This window comes from Tenacibaculum sp. SM2510 (assembly GCF_057002845.1).
Genome location: NZ_CP192703.1, coordinates 2,114,318 through 2,136,550, shown reverse-complemented (window position 1 = coordinate 2,136,550; position 22,233 = coordinate 2,114,318). Strand labels below are relative to the sequence as shown.

Below are 22,233 nucleotides of genomic sequence, written 5' to 3'. Positions count from 1 at the left end.
TAAAACAGGCATAACAATACATAATATATTTTTTTTCTAAACACAATGTATTAGACAACCTTTTAGTACGCCTATACTGTTAAAACATACTCATAAGGAAATATAAGCAGAATATTTATAAGTCTTTTTTTACTTTGCTTCTGCTATAAAGTTTAATTATTTCTTATTTTTGGCATAACTTTAACTAATACAAACAATTATGAATATAAAATTACAAATTATATTACTACTATTTTTTGGTGTTAGCACTATGTTACAAGCACAAACGCTTAACGAAACACAAGGTGTTGGATCAGGAGTTAGTATAACAACAGGAGATTATAATACCATGTATGGTGATAGTACCGGCTCGGCGCTTACATCTGGAAGTCGTAATGTATTTTTAGGCTTTTTAACAGGAAAAGCCATGACCACAGGAGTAGAAGCTATATTTATTGGTTATATGGCTGGTGCAAGTAATACATCAGGATTTGATAATGTTTTTATAGGAACCGAAGCTGGTATGAGTAATACAACAGGAGGGGATAATACTTTTATTGGAACAGAGGCAGGTGAGCTTAACACAACAGGATCTGACAATACATTTATAGGTGAAGAGTCTGGGGCAAAAAATACTACAGGACGTGAGAACACTTTTGTTGGTGAAGACTCTGGATATAACAACACTACAGGTCGTGACAATACTTTTATAGGAGATTCTTCTGGGGGATCAAGCTGGGGTAATGGAACCGGTTCTAAAAACACAGCTGTTGGTAGTGCGTCTTTAAGTGATATTCAGACAGGATTTCATAATTCAGCCTTTGGGGACTCGGCTGGTATAGATATTGGTGCTGGCCATAATAATACAATGATAGGTCAGGCAGCAGGAGCTGCTACCGAGCATGCAGATTACAATACATTTATAGGCGCTAGAGCTGGTTGGGATAATAACCGTACTAATAGGACTAACAATGCCAATAGAAATACCTATGTGGGTTTTTATACTGGTTACTCAAATCGTGAAGGAGAAGACAATGTGGGTATGGGAGCCTATGCTAATTACGATAATAATATAAGATCTAGAACCACCTTTATTGGGGCCTACAATGTGCCAAGTCAAAATGATGTTATTATGATGGGGTATAGTGGTTTTAACGATGGTCAGTTCAGTATTTCTATTGGGCAAAACCATGATGTAAGAGGAAGAAACACTACTATAATTGGTAATTTAAGTAATGCTATAGCGGCGGCAGATTATTCTGTGGGTATTGGTGATCAGGTAGATTTAGATAATATACACACAATAGCTATTGGCGCAAATACAAAGGGTCAAACAGATGGTGGAATCGCATTAGGTTATGGTGCACAAGTAAATGAAACAGGAGGTACTACAGGTGCTGTTTTTTATAACATGGCATTAGGATACCAAGCACAAGCCACAGATAATGAATCTGTTGCCATCGGTAAATCAGCCGTAGCATCAGGAATACATTCGTATGCATTGGGTTCTGCTGCAACAGCTGCCAACGATAATACTATGGTTTTAGGAGGAGCTACAAATCCTTTAAGTGTAGGTATTGGTACAGACACACCAAACGCAAAAGCTTCATTAGATTTAACAGGAACCACAAAAGGATTGTTATTAAACCGTTTAACCACGGCACAAAAAACAAGTTTAGCTGCAGGTTTAGCAACTACAGATGAAGGATTATTGGTGTATGACACAGAACTAAATGCAGTTTTTACATGGGATGGGGCACAATGGCTTACGCCAGATACAAATACTGATGCACAAGACTTAAGTTTAAGCTCTAATACTTTAAGTTTAACCAATGACGGAACAAGTGTAGACTTATCTGGTTATTTAGATAATACCGATGAACAAGCTTTAAGTATCTCTGCCAATAACCTAAGTATTTCAGGTGCCGCTGGTGCCATAGACTTATCAGGCTATTTAGACAATACTGATGCACAAGACTTAAGCCTAAGCTCTAATACTTTAAGTTTAACCAATGACGGAACAAGTGTAGACTTATCGGGTTATTTAGATAATACCGATGAACAAGCTTTAAGTATCTCTGCCAATAACCTAAGTATTTCAGGTGCCGCTGGTGCCATAGACTTATCAGGCTATTTAGACAATACTGATGCACAAGACTTAAGCCTAAGCTCTAATACTTTAAGTTTAACTAATGACGGAACAAGTGTAGACTTATCGGGTTATTTAGACAATACAGATGCGCAAACAGTTTCGTTAACAGGAACGACTTTAGCAATATCTAACGGAAATAGTGTAGATTTATCAGGTATTGCGGGAGCTAGCGGTACAGATTCACAAAACTTAAGTTTAAATGCAAATATATTGAGCTTAACCAACGATGCTACAAGCGTAGATTTATCAGGTTATTTAGACAATACAGATGCACAAACAGTTTCGTTAACAGGAACAACCTTAGCAATATCTAACGGAAACAGTATAGATCTATCAAGTTTACAAGACGGGGCAGGAACGGATACCCAAGATTTAACATCAGCAACACTTTCTGGAGATGTTTTACAAATAGAAATAGAAAATGGAAATTCTGTGTCAGTAGATTTATCACCAATTTTATCTTCTTTACAAGCAGAAATTAATACACAGTCTGCAATGATAACAGAATTGATAACAAGATTAGAAAATGTTGAAGCATGTGCTTGTGATGGAAAAATAGTTGTTGGAGACGGTCAAACAGATGACTTTAACCTAAAGTTATTCCAAAACAAACCAAATCCATTTAATGGAGAAACTATAATAGATTTTCAGATACCTGAACAAATTAAAAAAGCATATATTAAAATTTATGATAGTCTTGGAAAAACACTGCAGAAAATCACTATAACCCAAAGAGGTGAAGGCAGTATAACTTACGACAATGAAACTTTTTCATCGGGTATGTACTACTATTCTTTATTTGCCGACAATATAAAGGTTGACACGAAAAAAATGTTATTATCTAACAAATAAAAAAATTAAAAGCACTACTAATTAGTAGTGCTTTGTTTTTTATGAAAAAAATAAACCTATTCAACACCCTGCTAATAGCATTGTCTTTTTTCTTAGCTTTTTTTCTGCCTTTTAAATTGTTTTTGTTCTCTTACGCAGTATTAGGCCCACTACATTACCTAACAGAAATAAACTGGTTAAAAAACAAAAACTTTTTTACAGATAAGAAGAAGCTCTGGTTAACTTCTTGTATTATTTTAGCTAGTATTATTGCTATTCCCTTGTTTTTTAAAATCCCATTAATTAAAACCTTTTTTAAACACTCTTTTACTGAAAACTTAATAAATTGGTTAAGTCGGTATACTAATATCGCCATTTTTTTATCACTTTTTATTGCGCTTATACTATCATTCAAAACAAGCTATAAAAACTTTTTTATATATAGCTTTTTAGGCCTTCTATTAGGTCTGTTATTAACATATTTCGATTATTTCAACTTATGGGTAGGCTTGTTTTTACCAACTGTTATTCACGTATACATTTTCACTATTTTGTTCATGCTCTATGGCAACCTTAAAGACAAGGATAATATAGGTTATGTTAATATATTTCTTCTCGTGTTAACTCCTTTAATAATTTGCTTTATAGAGGTAAAACCTTATGGTTTCTCTAACTATATATTTAAAACATATATAGATAATAATTTTTACGTACTGAATATAAAAATATCGGAATTCCTTAATCTTTCTGATGGGAAAAGTTTTGATTTTTCAAATGCATTAGTCCTTAAAATACAAATGTTCATTTCTTTTGCATATACTTATCACTATCTTAACTGGTTTTCAAAAACCACCCTTATCGGTTGGTATAAAAATACAACCACAAAACAACTATTTATTTTAGCCGCCATTTGGTTATTATCATTGACACTTTATTTTTATGATTATAGAAAAGGATTAATTTTTCTTTTCTTTCTTAGCTACATGCATGTTTTTCTTGAATTTCCCTTAAATATTATTTCAATAAAAGGAATTATAAAAAACCTATTTAAAAAATAGCATTCTTTTAAAACCTCATCAGCTTCTGGTGAGGTTTTTCTTTACACGAAATTCTAGCATTTATTTAACAATATTCATTTTCAATATTATGTATCTTTATCAGCATCAAAAAACAACACCTATAAATAACCAAACAATGATAAAAAAAGTGCTACTATTTACAGCTGTAATATTATTTACTGCCTGTAATACTGAGAAAAAAGAAAAAAAAACTTCCTTGAATGTTCCTTTTGAAAAATTTGAATTAGAAAACGGACTTCAAGTTGTTTTACATACTGATAAATCGGACCCTGTGGTTGCTGTAGAATTGATGGTTCATGTAGGTTCTGCTAGAGAAATTGAAGGAAGAACTGGTTTTGCTCATTTATTTGAACATTTGCTGTTCTTAGAATCTGAAAACCTTGGTAAAGGTGGATTAGACAAAATGAGTGCACGAATTGGGGGTTCTGGTGCTAACGGATCAACATCAAGAGACAGAACAAACTACTTACAAACAGTACCGAATGATGCCTTAGAGAAAATGATTTGGGCTGAAGCAGATAAATTAGGTTGGTTTATTAATACAGTAACCGAACCGGTTTTAGCTAAAGAGAAACAAGTAGTTAAAAACGAAAAAAGACAAAGTGTTGACAATCGTCCGTATGGATTCAATCAGCAAATCATCGATCGTAATTTATATCCAAAAGACCACCCATACAACTGGCAAGTAATTGGCTCGTTAGAACATTTACAAAACGCTACTTTAAGCGATGTAAAAGCATTCTTTAAAAAATGGTATGTTCCTAACAATGCAACCTTAGTTTTATCAGGAGATTTTGATCCTGCGAAAGCAAAAGAATGGGTTCGTAAATACTTTAATGAAATTCCTAGAGGAGAAGAAATTACGCCTTTGGTTAAAAGATCAGGAAAGGTTGATGAATCGAAATCTTTGTATTTTGAAGACAACTTTGCAAGATTACCAATGCTAACACTTGCTTGGCCAACAGTTGAATTGTACCATAAAGATTCATATGCTTTAGATATCTTAACAGAATATTTATCTCAAGGAAAAAAAGCGCCTTTAAATACTGTTTTAGTTGATGATTTAAAGCTTACATCTTACACGAGTATGTGGAACTGGTCTTCTGAACTAGCAGGTCAAATTCAACTTGGTATTCGCGGATTTAATAATGTTGATTTAAATGAAATTAACGACGGTATTACTACCGCTTTTAACAAATTTGAAAAAGAAGGTATTTCTGACAAAGACTTAAACAGAATTAAAGCCGGATTGGAAACTAATTTTTATAACAGTTTATCTAGTGTATTAGGAAAAGGAACCAATTTAGCTTCGTATAATACGTATGCAGGAGATCCTGGTTTTATCAATAAAGAAATTGATTTAACCTTAAATGTTACCAAAGAAGATGTAATGCGTGTTTACAACACCTACATTAAAGGTGAAAAATTTATTGCTACTAGTTTTGTTCCTAAAGGGATGAAAAACCTTGCTTTAAAAGATGCTAAAGAAGCAATTATAAAAGAAGAAAAAATTGTTATTGGTGCTGAAGAAAAATTCGATGCTAAAACTGCTGCCGAATACACTAAAACTCCATCTAAAATAACAAGAGCTACAGAGCCTGCTTACAGTAAAGCTCCTGCTTTAAGTGTGCCTAATGTTTGGAATGATGAATTGGCAAACGGAATTAAAGTTTTCGGTATCGAAAACAGTGAGGTTCCTTTAGTACGTTTCAACTTGGTTATGGATGGTGGCCAACTATTAGAAAAAATGGACAAATTAGGTGTTGCTAACTTAACTGCTCGTTTAATGAACCGTGGTACGAAAAACAAAACCGTGGCACAGTTAGAAGAAGCTATTCAAGAATTAGGAGCCTCAATTACAGTTTCCGCTTCTAAAGAGAATATTACCATAAGTGGTACTACTTTGGCTAAGAATTACGCAAAAACAGTTGCCCTGGTTGAAGAAATGTTATTAGAGCCACGTTGGGATGCTACTGAATTTGAATTAATAAAAAAATCAGTTGTTGGTAATTTACGTCAACAAGAAGCAAGTCCTACAACAGTAACAAGAAATGTGTATAATGAATTAATTTACGGAAAAGATAATATCAGATCTAAAAACACCTTAGGTACCATTGCATCTGTAGAAAAAATATCTTTAGACGATTTAAAAGCATACTATACTAATTACATCTCTCCATCTGTTGCAAAAATGCATATTGTTGGTGATGTAAATCAAGAGAAAGTTTTGGCTTCTTTAACAAACTTAACCACTAAATGGGCTGCTAAAGAAGTAACTATTCCGGTTTTTAAAACTCCAGAAGCTCCTACTAAGCCAACAATTTATTTTTACGATGTACCTAAATCAAAACAATCGGTAATTAGTTTTGGTGCACCTGCTTTAGCTGCAACAGATAAAGATTTTTATTCGGCAACGGTAATGAATTACATTCTTGGTGGTGGTGGTTTTGCTTCTCAATTAACGCAAGAGTTAAGAGAAGGAAAAGGATATACTTATGGTATTGGCTCTCGTTTCACCGGTACAAAAGCGAAAGGTACTTTTACTATTTCTAGTAGAGTAAGAAGTAACGTTACGTTAGAATCTGCTCAGTTAGTAAAAGACATCATTACAAATTACCCTATCAATTACTCTGAAAAAGACTTGGCAACAACCAAAGGTTTTTTAATTAAAAGTAATGCGAGGCAATTTGAAACTATGGGTGCTAAATTAAATATGTTAGAAAATATTAGTACTTACAATTTAAATGCTGACTATGTTAAAGACAGAGAGAAAATTGTAAATGAAATGACGGTTGAAAAAGTACAAGAATTGGCAAAGAAATATGTGAATCCTAATAAAATGATTTGGTTATTTGTTGGTGATGCAGAAACACAATTAGAGCGTTTAAATGAATTAGGTTTTGGCAAACCTGTTTTATTAAACAATACCAAAGAAGAAATTAAACTATAAAACAAGTTTTACTTATTTTATAAAAAAACAACCTCACTTGAGGTTGTTTTTTTTATGACTTCAAAAGCAATTTCTATTAATTTTGTTTTTATTATTGCCTATCCAAAGTGAACTCAATAAAATGAATCATCAAAAAATAATACAAGAAGTATTCTATAAAGTTAATACGTTAGAAAGCAAAGGGAACCTTGCTTCTTATATACCAGAATTAGCCAATTTAAATCCTGATAAATTTGGCGTTCATATCTCTACAACATCTTCTTTAAAATATGGTTTAGGAGATTATAAAGAAAAGTTTTCCATTCAAAGTATTGCTAAAGTGTTATCACTTTGTTTAGCTTTTAAAACATTTGATGGCAATATCTGGGAACGATTAGGTGTTGAACCTTCTGGAACCGGATTTAATTCGTTAGTGCAATTAGAAAGTGATAACGGTATACCTAGAAATCCGTTTATAAATTCTGGCGCTATGGTTATTTGCGATATTCTTATTAGTAATTTAAAAAGCCCTAAAGAAGATTTACTTGCCTTTATTAAAAGCCTTTCTGGTAATAACGACATTAATTATTCATCAAAAATAGCTGCTTCAGAAAAATCTGTTGGTTACAGAAACGTTGCACTTTGTAATTTCATTAAATCTTTTGGCAACATTAAAAACGACCCCAATGAGGTGCTCGATTTTTATTTCGATTTATGTTCTTTAGAGTTAAGTTGTGAACATCTTTCTGATCTCTTCTTGTTTTTAGCTAACAACGGTAAAGCTCCTCATAATAATAAACAAATATTAACAAAGGCACAATCTCAAAGAGTTAATGCATTGATGCAAACTTGTGGCTTCTACGACGAATCTGGCGAATTTGCTTTTAAAGTAGGTTTAGCAGGTAAAAGTGGTGTTGGCGGCGGTATTGTTGCCATACTACCAAACGAATATAGTATTGCCGTTTGGAGCCCCAAATTAAATGACAAAGGGAATTCTTATAAAGGAATGAAATTTTTAGAAAACTTTACTACATTGACGGAGCAGTCTATTTTTTAGTTTGATTATAAACTTTTTTCAAGCCTCCTATATTTGACTATAATAAATTTAATACCATAAGTTTTTTAACATAACTTACAACAGTTAAAAAAAAATATTTTTCAGATAAAATATTCCATATTTTTGGACTATTTTTGTCCTAAATTAAAGATTAAAGATGACAAATACTTTTGGTGAATATATTAAACAACGTAGAACTGAACTTGGATTTACGTTAAAAAAAGTAGCTTCTCACTTAGATATTGACACTTCTACACTTGGAAAAATAGAACGAGAAGAGCGAAATTTATCAGAAAACCTACTGAGTCCTCTTTCTGAAATACTTGAAACTGAACAAAAAAAAATCCTTAATCAATATTATTCTTCAAAAGTGACTCAAGAAATAAAGGACTATCCTCATTATAAAGATGTACTTAATATTGTTGAAGAACAATTAAAGTTACATTATGCAAATACTAAACAAAAACAAAATTGGACTGAAATGGAATTCTCTAATCCTAAAGCAAAGATTAGAGTTGCAACAATGTTTTCTGGAATTGGAGCGATAGAATATTCTTTTAAAAGACTTAAATTAGATTCCGAAATTATATTTGCAAGTGACATTGATAAATTTGCCAAACAAAGTTATTTCACTAACTATAAAATAGAAGAAGAAAATTGGTATGATGATGTTCAGAAAATTAACGGAAAAAAATACAAAGGTAAAGTTGATTTATTAGTTGGTGGTAGCCCATGTCAATCATTTTCAATGGTTGGGAAAAGAAAAGGTTTTAAAGACACTAGAGGTACCCTTTTCTATGAGTTCGCTAGAGTTGTAAAAGAAAGTCAGCCTAAAATTTTTATTTTTGAAAATGTTAAAGGTTTAATTAATCATGATAGCGGAAATACATTTGAAACAATAAAAGCTACATTTGATGAGCTAGGATATAAATATTTTCATCAAGTTTTAAACTCTAAAAACTATGGAGTTCCACAGCATAGAGAACGAATTTTTGTGATTGGATTCAAAGATAAAAAAGTAAAATTTGAGTTTCCAAAACCAATTAAATTAGAATATAAAATGCAAGATTTTCTTGAAGATTATACTGATAGTAAATATTATCTAAAAGAAAAGGGAGTTAAATTCGTAACCAGCTCAAAAAATAGAAAAAAAAGATATACTCAGATAAATGGTGATATTGCAATTTGCCAAAAAGCCAATCAACAATTTAATTGGCATGGAGATTTTATTTTTGAAAGTCAAGAAAACCCTGAGTTTAATGAACTAATTTTTGATGTAAATGAAGTAGAAGAAAAATACTACCTTCTTGAAAAAACAAAAAAATATGTTTTAACTGAGGGTACTAAAAATTTTAAAACATCTATTAAAACAGATTTAGAAGTTGCTAGACCCTTATTACAATCAATGCATAAAATGCATAGAGCTGGTGTTGATAATTACGTAACACATAATAAAGGAAGAATAAGGAAACTTACACCTAAAGAATGCTTAAGACTAATGGGGTTTAGAGACGACTTTAAACAAGAAGTAAGCGATACACAAATGTACAGACAAGCAGGGAATAGCATTGTAGTTGATGTTCTAATAGCTCTATTAAAACAAATGGATATAACCAAATTTGCAAAATAAATGAAGATTTTTGATTTACCTTTTGAGACTGCTAATGAAGTTGTTAAAAGAAATTCCACTGACAACCGAAGACTTAGAGAGCAAGGCAAAAGTGGAGGAAATAATATATTTTACTTAGGAAGTGATAATGCTCTTAGAGTTAAACTTCGAAAAAACACTCAATTATTGGATGACCTTCTAAGTGTTAAAAATCTATTAAATGACAAAACAAGAACTCCAATTGCTATTCAAAACAATGAAGGAGTTTTAGTTCAGCATAAAATCAGTAAAAAAAGCTTAGTTTTACTATTATCATTCTTAAGATCATTTCTTGAAGAATACGGTGAGTCTTACCACAATCCAAACCTAAATTACAATTCAATTACAACTAAGCTAAATCAAATTGAAGGTGAATACTTACTTTTTAATTCAGATTTAGTGTACATACACGACAACAATTCTGTTAAGCCTTATTTTAAGTGGTTTACTCAAAAGGGGTCTCATGAAGAATGGAGATTAATTCAAGAATTTTTAATCCCTAAATTATCTTTTTTAAATTTTGAATTTGAAAAATACGAAGACAATGTATTTACAGTTTTATGGGAACTTACATACGCTCCAGTTGTGATGTATTCTTCAGATAGTATTGAGGACATTATTTCTAATTCTGTAGAAAAATTAATAACAGACGAAGAAGAAAAAGAAACAATTAGAGAAGCAATTACAAAAATTAGGATTGGTCAATCACAATTTAGAAACGATATTTTAAACTCAGATTTCAACACTTGTGTTTTCACAGGCATTAACGCCCCTAAACTATTAATTGCTAGTCACATTAAACCTTGGAAAAATTCTAACAATACTGAAAGAAGAGATTTACATAACGGATTATTATTGACTCCTACATTTGACAAATTATTTGACAAATTCCTAATCACTTTTAATGAAGAAGGAACTTTAATATGGACATCTAATAGGCTAACGAAAGATATTATTGTAAAACTAAAATCAAGTATTCTACCTAGTGAAGAAAACATGATTAAAATAAATGACAGTAATAGAATCTATTTTAATTTCCATAGAGAAAAATTTAATGAATTAGAAAGACAAAATCAATAATTAATTTATGGATAATTTACAAAAAATTAAAATTGAAGGAAAAGAATATTTAATTATAGATTCTATTCAAGATTTTAGAGCAGAAGATAGCTTTATTCACAGAAAAAACAAATTAGCACAATTTAGAGGAAATGGCGAATCTAAAAAACACGTTGGAACATACAAAGGTGAAAAAGGAGATAAAATGTCTAATTTTTTCAATTATTCAACTTGGGGTTTAGAGCACTATGATAAAAATAAAAAGCGAAAAACTTTTGGTAGTGCAAAAGAAAGTGGCGCACTAATTAGTGAAAACAAATGCTTCTTTAATAAATCTAATTTCCTAAAATACTTGAATGATGCTAAGACTGAATACTATGCGCAAGAACAACACTACCACAATAACATAAATGAATATTACAATGAAAGATTAGAAGAAATAAATAATTTGGAAACTAATCAAATATTTTTCAGTATTTATGATGCATCTGATAATCTTTCGCAAAAACAAAATAGAGGTTATATTCGTTCTGATGATTCTATCTGGAAAGTGTGGAGAGAATTAATTTTACCAAATATTAGTTATTTATCTATTCTAAAATTAGTTCCTGTTAATGATGTAAACTCAGAACCATTATTCTACTTCCGAATTTTATTAGATTATCAATTTAGGTCATTTGTACATCCAAAATCTTTAGAAGCCGAACAGGCTGTAAAACAAGAGGATATTCAAGTAGATATCGCAAAAAAAAGAAATTATAGAAAAGGTGCTGAAAAATATAGACGTGAGGTTATTAATCACATGCCCCAATGCCCATTTACAAAAATAACAGACGAACGCCTATTAATTGCAAGTCATATAAAGCCTTATAGTATTTGCATTAAAAATAATGAAAATGATCAGGCTTTAGATTACTTGAATGGATTAGCATTATCACCAACTTATGATAAATTATTTGACCAAGGATATATCACTTTTACTGATAATGGAGAATTGGTTTGCGGAACTCAATTGAGTTCTTATACATGGGAAAAATTAAAGATTAACCCCAATGCTAAAAACAAAATGAGAATATTTCCAGAGGATAGAGAATCGTATTTAGCATACCACAGAAATAATGTTTTTCAAGATGACGTTAACGACCTGATATAACATAACATGATTGGCTATCAAGAATAAATAAAATACTTACTCCAACCCAAATGCCTCAAAAAAACAACTTAAAAGAAATAGCAAAACTCTTTTTTAAACTAGGAAGTATTGGTTTTGGTGGTCCGGCAGCTCATATTGCTATGATGGAAGATGAAGTGGTGAAAAAGAGAAAATGGATGACCCAAGAGCATTTTTTAGATCTTATTGGAGCTACTAATTTAATTCCTGGGCCAAACTCTACAGAAATGACCATGCATTGCGGTCATGAAAGAGCAGGTTGGAAAGGGTTAGTCGTTGCAGGCTTCTGTTTTATTTTTCCTGCGGTGATTATCACTTCTGTATTTGCTTGGCTGTATCAAGAATATGGGCAATTACCAAAGGTTGAACCTTTTATTTACGGTATAAAACCAGCAGTAATTGCTATTATAGTTATGGCAGCCTACAGGCTTGGTAAAAAAGCAATTAAAAATACCGAATTGGCCATTTTAGGAGCCATTGCATTAGTGGCTTGTTTATTAGGTATTAATGAAATTCTAACACTTTTTGGTTGTGGTCTTTTAGGTTTAGGCTTGTACTTTTTTAAGCAGAACAAAAACAATTTACACAATTTTATTCCGCTATTAGCCTTTCAGGCAAGTGAATTTGTAAACTTAAGTAACATAAAAATTCTTTTAACTTTCTTAAAAATCGGAGCCATATTATACGGTAGTGGTTATGTATTATTTGCCTTTTTAGACTCCGAATTAGTTGCAAATGGCTGGTTAACTCGCCAAGTATTAATCGATGCTGTTGCTGTGGGACAAATCACACCAGGTCCTGTTTTATCTACCGCAACTTTTATTGGGTGGCAACTAAACGGAATAACTGGTGCAATTGTAGCAACTTTAGGTATATTTCTACCTTCATTCGTTTTTGTCTTGGTATTGAATCCGTTAATCCCCAAAATGAAGAATTCTAAAATTATCCGTTCGGTTTTAGATGCAGTAAATGTTGCTGCCGTAGCTTTAATTATAGCCGTTTGTATAAATATGGCAAAAGATGCTTTAGTAGATTGGCGAACGATTGTTATTGCTATTGTAAGTTTAATTGTTGTTTTTGGCTTTAAAAAGCTGAATAGTGCTTTTATCGTTTTAGGAGGGTCTATGCTGGGTTATGCATTGACTTATATTTAGATTTTTGCTAATACTTTAATCGAACTTATATTGTTTGATTTAGAGTATCTTTGCAAAAAAAATAATCAATGCAATTTTCAGACTTACATCTTAATCCATCTATTTTAAAAGCATTAAGCGAAGAAAAATATCACACAGCTACCTTAGTACAGCAACAAGTGATTCCGTTAGTGCTAGATAAAAAAGATGTAATTGTTGGTTCGCAAACAGGGTCGGGTAAAACCGCTGCTTTTGCATTGCCTATTATCCATAATTTAGTGCAAGAATTAGCATTAGTTCCTGAAAGAGGACCTAAAAAAATTAAAGCTTTAATTGTAAGTCCTACCAGAGAATTGGCCATACAAATTGAAGAAAGCTTTAACACCTACGCGAAACACACAAATATACTTACCGGCGTTGTATACGGAGGAATATCAACAAAAGCACAAAAAGAAATTTTAGCAAAAGGAGTAGATGTTTTAGTAGCAACTCCTGGTCGTTTAATAGATCTTAATGAACAAGGAAGCATCGATTTAAGTTTATTAAAAACATTTGTTTTAGATGAAGCTGATTTAATGTTAGACATGGGTTTTATTCAAGATGTTAAAAAGATTGAAGCCTTATGTCCGCGTAAAAAACAAACGCTTTTATGCTCGGCAACCATGCCAGAAAAAGTGAGTGATTTGGCAAAGCAAATGTTGTACAAGCCAGAAACAGTTAACGTGATTCCTACAGACAACACAGTAAACAAAATTGGTCAACTATTATACTACACTCCTAAAAAACATAAAGTAGATTTATGTTTACACTTACTACGTAATACAATACAAGGTCGTATTCTTATTTTTAGACGTACAAAGTTTGGTGTTGACAAGTTAGAGCAAACACTTATAAAAAACGGATACAAAGTAACAAGTGTTCACGGAGATAAAACACAAATTTTACGTAACCAATCTATTGAAGATTTTAAAAGCAATAAAGTAAATATTTTAATTGCTACAGATGTTGCCGCTCGTGGTATTGATATTCATAAAATCGATGCCGTTATTAATGTAGATATACCAAATGTGCCTGAAACGTATGTTCACCGAATTGGTAGAACTGGTAGAGCAGGAAAATCGGGTATTGCTTTTTCATTTTGTAGTGCAGACGAGACTAGCTACATAAAAGAAATTCAAGAATTTTTAAAGAGACCGGTAAAAATCATTGAAGATCATCCGTTTCTTTTGGTAAAACCAAAACACATAAAACAGCCGAATACCATCAGTAAAAATAAAAAAGGACGAAAGTCTGACGCTTCTAAAAAGAAGAAAAAACGTTGGTATTAATATCTTAAGGAATAGAAAAACACATTACGCTAAACAGCTATAGTTTTATATTACGATGTCTGTTCGAGCGAAGTCGAGAACTTTTCTCAAAACCGATACGCTCTATATGCCCCTCTAATTAATAAGATTAACTAAATATTTAGCAGTAATTGTTTGCTAATAATTGCTGTTTATAAACTAACAAAATGCTCCGATAACAAAATAATATCGGAGCATTTTGTTTTAAATCAATTATTAATCGTAATATTGCAATATAATAATTAAACAATGGGAGTTACCAAATCAGAAAAATTTACACCACAGCAAAACGATCTTGCTAAAATAGCAAAAGTGTTAGGACACCCTGCTCGCATAGCTATTTTGCAACATTTATTTAAAATTAATTCGTGTGTTTGTGGAGATTTAGTAAATGAAATCGGTTTGGCGCAACCTACCATTTCTCAGCATTTAAAAGAATTGAAAAATTTAAAATTGATAAAAGGTAACATAGAAGGAACCAGTGTTTGTTATTGTATTGATCAAGAGAATTGGACAACCATAAAATCTTTATTAAATAACTTTTTAAACCTCGACAGCGAATCGAATAATTGCTGTTAAAAAAATTTACAATTATCCATCGTAATATTACAATTAAAATAGAAAGACATGAAATTATCAGAAATTAAAAAACATTTAGCATCCTTAAAAAAAATTGCTTTTCAATTACCAAATGGCGATTTAGTACCAAACCATTTTCACGTAACAGAAGTTGGGCGTGTAACTAAAAATTTTATCGATTGTGGCGGAACTGTAAGAAACGAAGAAGTAGCAAACTTTCAGTTATGGGAAGCTGATGATTATGATCATAGATTGCATCCAGAAAAACTAACGCATATTATTGAGCTATCTGAAAAAGTATTAAACATCGCCGATTTAGATATTGAAGTAGAATATCAAGGAGCTACAATTGGTAAATACGGATTAGATTTTAACGGAACAAATTTCGTATTAACGGCTACTAAAACGGATTGCTTAGCAAAAGATAACTGTGGTATTCCGCAAGAAAAACCTAAAATGAAGTTAGCAGAGATACAAACACAAAATGCTTGCTCCCCAGAATCAGGTTGTTGTTAATATTCAAAAATCAGTAAAAATGTATCCAGCTATAAATAAAACAATCTTGGATTTACCTTTTGTTTCCGCAGAAAGAAAAGAAATATTGAATCCTTTACTACAATACATTCAAGAAAAAGCAACTAAAAAAGAGCCTATAAATCTTAATTTTATTTGTACTCATAACTCAAGGCGAAGTCATTTAGCACAAGTTTGGGTGCAAACTATGGCGTATTATTATACTATTTCTTTTGTGAATAGTTATTCTGGCGGCACCGAAGCCACAAATATGAATAGTACAATTGTAGCAACATTAAGAGATAACGGGTTTAAAATTCAGCAATTATCAACAAATAAAAATCCTGTTTATGCTATTAAATATAGCGAAAATCAACCTGCTACAATAGGTTTTTCTAAGAAATATGATGATGATTTTAATCCTATCTCAGAATTTTGTGCAGTTATGACGTGCTCACAAGCAGATGATGGTTGCCCGTTTATTTCTGGAGCAGAAAAAAGGGTCCCAATAACTTTTGAAGACCCTAAAATATATGATAACACTCCGCAAGAAAAAGAAAAATATTTAGAGCGTAGTTTACAAATTGCAGCAGAAATGCACTATGTTTTTTCTGCTATAAAATAATTATGCTTTAAATTTCATTCCTAAATGCACTACTTTTTTAGCTTCAAAAAAGTCTTCTTCATAGAAATCAGGTAAATCATAAATAGTTGCAGAAGTATATTTCTCTAACTCTTCAGTTAAATCACCACCTTTTAAATACAGAATACCGTTTTTTAAATTGTGGTTTTGTTTTTTGGCAATTTTTCCTTTTGTCCATCCCACAAAAGTTTCCATTTGCGCTACTGCTCTACTTACAATAAAATCATAGGTATCTTTTACTTCTTCAACACGACCATTCGTAGTTTTAACGTTTTGTAAACCTAAACCTTCAGCAACTTCGTTTACTACTTTTATTTTTTTACCAATAGAATCTACTAAATGAAAATGCGTTTCAGGAAATAAAATTGCCAACGGAATTCCAGGAAAACCACCACCTGTACCAACATCTAGCACTTTAGAACCTGGCTTAAAGCTTACCACTTTCGCTATTGCTAATGAATGTAATACGTGTCGTAAGTACAATTCATCAATATCTTTACGCGAAACCACGTTAATTTTTAAGTTCCAATCTTCGTACAATTCTTGTAGTTTAGAGAACTGTTCTAACTGTGTTTCAGTTAAATTGGTAAAGTATTTTTTTATAAGTTCCATTGATTATTTTTTTCGTTGCAAAAGTAAAAAACTAATTGGTAATAGTCATTTATCTATCAAAAGATATGTTTATTGTTAAAAATTTGCCTCTAAGCAATAACCATCGAGTAAAAACGTTTATTTTTGCGATCCCTAATATACAATAAATGAAGACAGTAAACTTCTCGAGAATAGACAACGCTAAGTTCTTTCGAACTCTAAACAAACGTGTTAACTCGTATTTTAAAGAAAATAACATTAAGCGTACAGGTAATTGGAAGCTATATTCTAAAGCAATTATTATGTTTGCAACTTTTTTAATCCCTTTTATTTTAATTTTAACCGTAACAATGCCGCAATGGGTAATGCTATTACTTATAACAATTACCGGTATTGGTATGGCTGGTGTTGGTATGAATGTAATGCACGATGCGAACCACGAATCATTTTCGAGTAAAAAATGGTTGAATAAGTTAATGGGAAGTAGTATTTACATTTTAGCAGGTAATGTGTATAATTGGAAAGTACAACACAATGTATTACACCATACATTTACCAATGTTAAAGGACATGATGAAGATATTGATGCAGGTAGAATTATCCGTTTCTCTAAACATTCTACTTGGTTACCAATACACAAGTTTCAAAAGTTTTATTCTATATTTTTATATGGATTATTAACTATTAACTGGGCTATAACTACCGATTTTAAACAAATGAGTAGTTATTTAAAACGTAAATTATCGTACGGTAAATTTCCGAACCCTAAAGTAGAGTGGACAAAGTTAGTAATATCTAAAGTAGTATATTACTCTCTATGGGTTGTATTGCCTTTATTGGTCGTAAATATTGCTTGGTGGAAAGTTTTACTAGGTTTTTTTATTATGCATTATACAGCTGGTATGATTTTAAGTGTTGTTTTTCAATTAGCACACGTAGTACCAAATACAAAAATGCCTTTACCTGATAAAGAAGGAAACTTAGAACATACTTGGGCAGTGCATCAGTTATATACAACGTCTAACTTTGCTCCTAAAAACTGGTTAGTTAACTTTTATACTGGCGGATTAAATCACCAGGTTGAACATCATATTTTTCCACACATTTCGCATGTTCACTATAACAAATTAGCTAAAATTGTAAAGGATACAGCACAAGAGTTTAACTTGCCATATAACGAATACAAAACAATGACAAGAGCCCTTGCCGAGCACTTTAAACAATTAAGCTCTTTAGGTAAAGAACCTCAACTAGCATAAACAACACACAACATAACAACACACAATGTCAAACGCATTATCAAACAGAATTAACAGCTTACCGATATCAGAAACTTTAGCAATGGCTGCTAAAGCAAGAGAGCTGAAAGCAGCCGGTAGGGATATTATTAGTTTAAGCTTAGGAGAACCTGATTTTAATACGCCCGATTTTATTAAAAATGCCGCTATTGAGGCTATTAATCAAGATTATAATTCATACACTCCGGTTGATGGATATGTAGAATTAAAAGAAGCTATTTGCGTAAAATTTAAGCGAGATAATGACTTAAACTATACTCCAAATCAGATTGTAGTATCAACAGGTGCAAAACAATCTATTGCAAATATTGCACAGGTATTATTAAATCCGGGTGACGAAGTTTTATTACCAGCTCCGTACTGGGTAAGTTATTCTGCAATTGCAACTTTATGTGAAGCTAAATTTGTTGAAATTCCTTCTTCTATTGAAAGTGATTTTAAAATTACTCCAACACAATTAGAAGCAGCAATTACACCTAAAACAAAAATGATTTTCTTTAACTCGCCAAACAATCCAAGTGGAACTATTTATAGTGAGGCAGAATACCGTGCTTTAGCATTGGTATTAGAAAAACATCCGAATATATATATATTATCAGACGAAATTTACGAACATATTAACTACGGAACAAAACCGTTTAGTTTTGCTGCTATCGAAAGTATGTACGATCGAACTATTACCGTAAACGGATTAGCAAAAGCATTTGCTATGACAGGATGGAGAATTGGTTTTATCGGGGCTCCTGAGTGGATTGCTAAGGCGTGTACAAAAATGCAAGGTCAAATTACATCAGGAACTAACTGTATTGCGCAACGCGCTGCTATTACAGCTGTTTTAGCTGAACCTGTAAAAGTACAATATATGGTAGATGAATTTAAAACCCGTAGAGATATGATTTTAGGTTTATTAGGAGAAATTGACGGATTTAAACTAAACGTACCAGAAGGTGCTTTTTATGTTTTTCCAGACATCTCTGCTTTCTTTGGTAAAACCATTAAAGGAACTGAAATTAAAAACGCGAACGATTTTTCTATGTTATTATTAGAAGAAGCAAACGTAGCTACAGTTACTGGTGAAGCTTTTGGCGCACCAAACTGTATTCGTTTATCATATGCTGCTTCTGAATTACAATTACGCGAAGCTGTAAAGAGAATTAAAGAAGTATTATCGTAACATCATTACGAACAAAGTGACGTAATTTCTTTATAGTATGCTATAAATTTTAAAAATCTCATAACATCATGTTGTGAGATTTTTACTTTTAAAATACAATTACAGCTAAAGCTACTACAAACATTGCAACCTTTAAAATAGTAGCCGTTTCACTATACAAGTTAGCACTACTACTTCTTAATTTATTTTTAATTCTAAATAAAGATTCAATCTTCATAGAATTTATATTAGCTCTTATTTCTTGTTTATAAGCTGATGTTAAGATTCCTCTTTCTACGAATAAATTACTTGCTGTTGATTTCATGGTTGTTCATTTTAATTGACTACACTAATTCGACGGAAGTCAGGATAAAATGTTACAGCTACAGTTTCATCCAACTCATAAAAACAACACTTAAAAAACCACTTTTCTGAACAAAAAATCAATAATAATGGTTTACATAAACCAATAAATGCAATTTTAAATATTCAAATTATGTTTTTAAAATTTAACACTTTTTAACTAAATTATTTCTAAAAAGGAATCTTAAATAACGCCTCTTTTTTCGATTTCTTTAACTTTTTTAAGTACAGTACTTTCTTATCATAATCAATAAAAGCTTTTCCACTTTCTAAAATATCTGCACCAATAATTCCGTCTACTTTTTTAGCTTTATGTAATGTTAAAGCTGTATTTACATGTATTAAATCAAACAACACCAAGTTACATTGCGTCGTTTTCCACTTTCCTATTTTCAACGAGTTATTTTCCGATTTTCTTGTTTCCATATCAGTTGCTCCAGCTCCTGCAGCTTTCACTTCACTTTCTTCGGATATCAACTTAAAACGTTCAATTAAATCTAGTCCAACACATGAATTTGAAGCTCCTGTATCTAATATAAACCTCCCCTTTACACCATTTATTTCTGCCTTTAGCTCTAAATGATTGGTGACTATTTTTTTCAGTTTTATTTTAATATATTTCTTTTTCTTTAATATTTTTTTCAGACTTGCCATTTCTTGTACTTTTGTAACGTATATACAAACATACGTCATTACGAACAAAGTGAAGTAATCTCAATATTCAGATTGCTTCGTTTTAATCGCAATAACAAATAAAAACAAAAATGATTACCGATACTCACACTCACTTATATTCAGAACAGTTCGACGAAGACAGAAACGAAATGATGCAGCGCGCTAAAGAAGCTGGTGTTTTTCGCTTTTTTATTCCTGCCATAGATAGTTCTTATACAGAGCGAATGCTCGATTTAGAAAAAAACTACCCGAAAGACGTGTTTTTAATGATGGGCTTGCACCCTACTTCTGTTAAAGAAAATCATAAAGAGGAACTGGCACATGTAAGAGAATGGATTGACAAACGTAATTTTTATGCCATTGGTGAAATCGGAATCGATTTATATTGGGATAAAACTTTTTTAACCCAACAACAAGATGTTTTTAGAACTCAAATTCAATGGGCAAAAGAAAAAAAATTACCTATTGTAATTCATTGTCGTGATGCTTTTGATGAAATTTTCGAAGTATTAGAAAGTGAAAAAGGTGCTGATTTATTCGGTGTTTTTCATTGTTTTACAGGAAACATAGATCAAGCAAAAAAAGCCATTTCTTACAATATGAAATTAGGTATTGGAGGTGTTGCTACTTTTAAAAACGGAAAAATAGATAAATTCTTAAATGAAATTGACATTAAACATATTGTTTTAGAAACCGACTCACCGTATTTAGCGCCAACTCCCTACCGAGGAAAACGTAACGAAACTTCATACATTACAAATGTAGTTGATAAGTTGGTTGATATTTACGGATTAACTTTCAATGAAATTGCTGAAATTACCACTCAGAATTCAAAAGATATTTTTGGTGTCTGATTTACAAACCACATATTATAAAACACCTATAGGAACCGCAAAAATTGTGGGAAACGAAAACGGGATTCAAAGTGTTTCTGTTTTAGATAATGAATTCTCGACTCCGCTCGAAATGACAGAAACTAAAAACACCCCAACTTGTTTGCAAAATTGCGTAACACAATTAGGAGAATATTTTGCAGGAGCAAGAACTGAGTTTAATCTAAAATTGAATCCGCAAGGCACAGAGTTTCAACAAAAGGTTTGGAATGAATTATTAAACATTCCTTTTAATAAAAGCAGCACTTATTTAAAGCAAACCAAACAAATTGGTGACCCGAAAGCGATTAGAGCCGTAGCATCTGCCAATGGAAAAAACCCTATTTGGATTATCATTCCCTGTCACCGCGTTATTGGATCAGATGGTTCTTTAACAGGGTATGCTGGCGGAATATGGCGAAAAAAATGGTTATTAGAACATGAAAGCGGTTGTAAACAGCAAAGCCTATTTTAAAAATCAACATAATTATTCGAAGCTATTTCCCGCTTTTCGCACTCGCTCTCTGCGAGGAGCTCAAACAAATGCTACAATCGGGGCTATAAAACAGAAATCATCTTGTAATCTCAGTGTTTTCAGTAAATCTACAACAGCAGTAAACGTCGTCATTACGAACGCAGTGAAGTAATCTCCCTTTTTCAAAAAGGTTGCTTCGTCATTTCTATCCTCGCAATGACAACCTAATTCAAATTACGCTTCTCAGCAAAAAATTTCTTCAATAAAAAACCACACTCTTCTTCTAAAATTCCTGTTACTACTTTCGTTTTTGGATGTAGTTTTGTTTGCAATACACTAAAACCTAATTTTGGCTCACTAGCACCGTATACTATCTTACCTATTTGTGCCCAATAACTTGCGCCTGCACACATTTGGCAAGGTTCTAACGTAACATATAGCACACAGTCTTTTAAATATTTACCGCCTAAAAAATCTGCAGCTGCAGTAAAAGCTTGCATTTCGGCGTGCGCAGTTACATCGTTTAGCATTTCTGTTAAGTTGTGAGCTCTTGCTATTATTTGATCTTTAAAAACCACCACGGCACCTACAGGAACCTCTCCTTTATCAAAAGCAGTTTCAGCTTCTTGCAGTGCTTTTTTCATAAAATAAGTATCGTCAAACGGATTTATTTCCATGGTATTGGTA

The 22,233-nt window shown here is 31.9% G+C and carries 20 protein-coding genes; 16 read left to right on the top strand and 4 right to left on the bottom strand.

The genetic code is table 11. The features are described from left to right. Window positions 1-199 precede the first annotated feature (199 nt). From ACQ629_RS09585 to ACQ629_RS09530, 12 genes are all read left to right on the top strand, one after another. Window positions 200-2,983, top strand: a complete 2,784-nt coding sequence (locus tag ACQ629_RS09585; RefSeq protein WP_483704476.1) for a T9SS type A sorting domain-containing protein — start codon at window positions 200-202, stop codon at window positions 2,981-2,983. A 41-nt stretch (window positions 2,984-3,024) separates the two neighbouring features. Continuing rightward, window positions 3,025-4,020 (top strand): hypothetical protein, encoded by a 996-nt coding sequence (locus tag ACQ629_RS09580; protein WP_483704474.1) that lies wholly within the window; start codon window positions 3,025-3,027, stop codon window positions 4,018-4,020. Window positions 4,021-4,156: 136 nt separating this feature from the next. After that, window positions 4,157-6,991 carry a M16 family metallopeptidase gene (locus ACQ629_RS09575; RefSeq protein WP_483704472.1) on the top strand — a complete coding sequence of 945 codons (2,835 nt, stop codon included), beginning with the start codon at window positions 4,157-4,159 and terminating at the stop codon, window positions 6,989-6,991. Between the two features lie 121 nt (window positions 6,992-7,112). After that, window positions 7,113-8,027 carry a glutaminase gene (locus ACQ629_RS09570; protein WP_483704470.1) on the top strand — a complete coding sequence of 305 codons (915 nt, stop codon included), beginning with the start codon at window positions 7,113-7,115 and terminating at the stop codon, window positions 8,025-8,027. Window positions 8,028-8,184: 157 nt separating this feature from the next. Further along, window positions 8,185-9,657, top strand: coding sequence for a DNA cytosine methyltransferase (locus ACQ629_RS09565; RefSeq protein ID WP_483704468.1), 1,473 nt, complete (start codon window positions 8,185-8,187; stop codon window positions 9,655-9,657). Next, window positions 9,658-10,755, top strand: a complete 1,098-nt coding sequence (locus ACQ629_RS09560) for an HNH endonuclease (RefSeq protein ID WP_483704466.1) — start codon at window positions 9,658-9,660, stop codon at window positions 10,753-10,755. Window positions 10,756-10,762: 7 nt separating this feature from the next. Further along, window positions 10,763-11,887, top strand: coding sequence for an HNH endonuclease (locus ACQ629_RS09555; RefSeq protein ID WP_483704464.1), 1,125 nt, complete (start codon window positions 10,763-10,765; stop codon window positions 11,885-11,887). A gap of 50 nt (window positions 11,888-11,937) precedes the next feature. Further along, window positions 11,938-13,059: a chromate efflux transporter gene (chrA, locus tag ACQ629_RS09550; protein WP_483704462.1), complete on the top strand. Its 1,122-nt coding sequence runs from the start codon at window positions 11,938-11,940 to the stop codon at window positions 13,057-13,059. A gap of 68 nt (window positions 13,060-13,127) precedes the next feature. After that, window positions 13,128-14,366 (top strand): DEAD/DEAH box helicase, encoded by a 1,239-nt coding sequence (locus ACQ629_RS09545; protein ID WP_483704460.1) that lies wholly within the window; start codon window positions 13,128-13,130, stop codon window positions 14,364-14,366. 267 nt (window positions 14,367-14,633) lie between these two features. Beyond that, window positions 14,634-14,963, top strand: a complete 330-nt coding sequence (locus ACQ629_RS09540; protein ID WP_218772078.1) for an ArsR/SmtB family transcription factor — start codon at window positions 14,634-14,636, stop codon at window positions 14,961-14,963. Window positions 14,964-15,011: 48 nt separating this feature from the next. Beyond that, window positions 15,012-15,479, top strand: coding sequence for a DUF6428 family protein (locus tag ACQ629_RS09535; RefSeq protein WP_483704458.1), 468 nt, complete (start codon window positions 15,012-15,014; stop codon window positions 15,477-15,479). Between the two features lie 19 nt (window positions 15,480-15,498). Continuing rightward, window positions 15,499-16,101: an arsenate-mycothiol transferase ArsC gene (locus tag ACQ629_RS09530; protein ID WP_483704456.1), complete on the top strand. Its 603-nt coding sequence runs from the start codon at window positions 15,499-15,501 to the stop codon at window positions 16,099-16,101. Here ACQ629_RS09530 and rsmG read toward each other — a convergent pair whose 3' ends face one another. Then, on the bottom strand, window positions 16,102-16,731 hold the full coding sequence (gene rsmG, locus ACQ629_RS09525; RefSeq protein ID WP_483704454.1) for a 16S rRNA (guanine(527)-N(7))-methyltransferase RsmG: 630 nt from the start codon (window positions 16,729-16,731) through the stop codon (window positions 16,102-16,104). Window positions 16,732-16,877: 146 nt separating this feature from the next. Here rsmG and ACQ629_RS09520 point away from each other — a divergent pair, with 146 nt between their 5' ends. Together ACQ629_RS09520 and ACQ629_RS09515 are read left to right on the top strand one after the other, a co-directional pair. After that, window positions 16,878-17,969, top strand: a complete 1,092-nt coding sequence (locus ACQ629_RS09520) for a fatty acid desaturase family protein (RefSeq protein WP_483704452.1) — start codon at window positions 16,878-16,880, stop codon at window positions 17,967-17,969. 25 nt (window positions 17,970-17,994) lie between these two features. Continuing rightward, entirely contained in the window at window positions 17,995-19,182 is a 1,188-nt protein-coding gene (locus tag ACQ629_RS09515) for a pyridoxal phosphate-dependent aminotransferase (RefSeq protein WP_483704450.1), read from the top strand. A gap of 88 nt (window positions 19,183-19,270) precedes the next feature. On the opposite strand, the gene ACQ629_RS09510 is transcribed toward ACQ629_RS09515, so the two are convergent. Further along, window positions 19,271-19,486: a hypothetical protein gene (locus ACQ629_RS09510; protein WP_483704448.1), complete on the bottom strand. Its 216-nt coding sequence runs from the start codon at window positions 19,484-19,486 to the stop codon at window positions 19,271-19,273. Window positions 19,487-19,695: 209 nt separating this feature from the next. Next, window positions 19,696-20,178, bottom strand: coding sequence for a retropepsin-like aspartic protease (locus ACQ629_RS09505; protein WP_483704446.1), 483 nt, complete (start codon window positions 20,176-20,178; stop codon window positions 19,696-19,698). Window positions 20,179-20,288: 110 nt separating this feature from the next. Here ACQ629_RS09505 and ACQ629_RS09500 point away from each other — a divergent pair, with 110 nt between their 5' ends. Continuing rightward, window positions 20,289-21,053: a TatD family hydrolase gene (locus ACQ629_RS09500; RefSeq protein ID WP_483704444.1), complete on the top strand. Its 765-nt coding sequence runs from the start codon at window positions 20,289-20,291 to the stop codon at window positions 21,051-21,053. Next, a complete protein-coding gene (locus tag ACQ629_RS09495; protein WP_483704442.1) occupies window positions 21,046-21,546 on the top strand; it encodes a methylated-DNA--[protein]-cysteine S-methyltransferase in 501 nt (166 codons plus the stop codon). Before ACQ629_RS09500 ends, ACQ629_RS09495 begins: the two co-directional genes overlap by 8 nt. A 224-nt stretch (window positions 21,547-21,770) precedes the next feature. On the opposite strand, the gene ACQ629_RS09490 is transcribed toward ACQ629_RS09495, so the two are convergent. After that, window positions 21,771-22,223, bottom strand: coding sequence for a nucleoside deaminase (locus tag ACQ629_RS09490; RefSeq protein ID WP_483704440.1), 453 nt, complete (start codon window positions 22,221-22,223; stop codon window positions 21,771-21,773). Window positions 22,224-22,233: the final 10 nt, after the last annotated feature.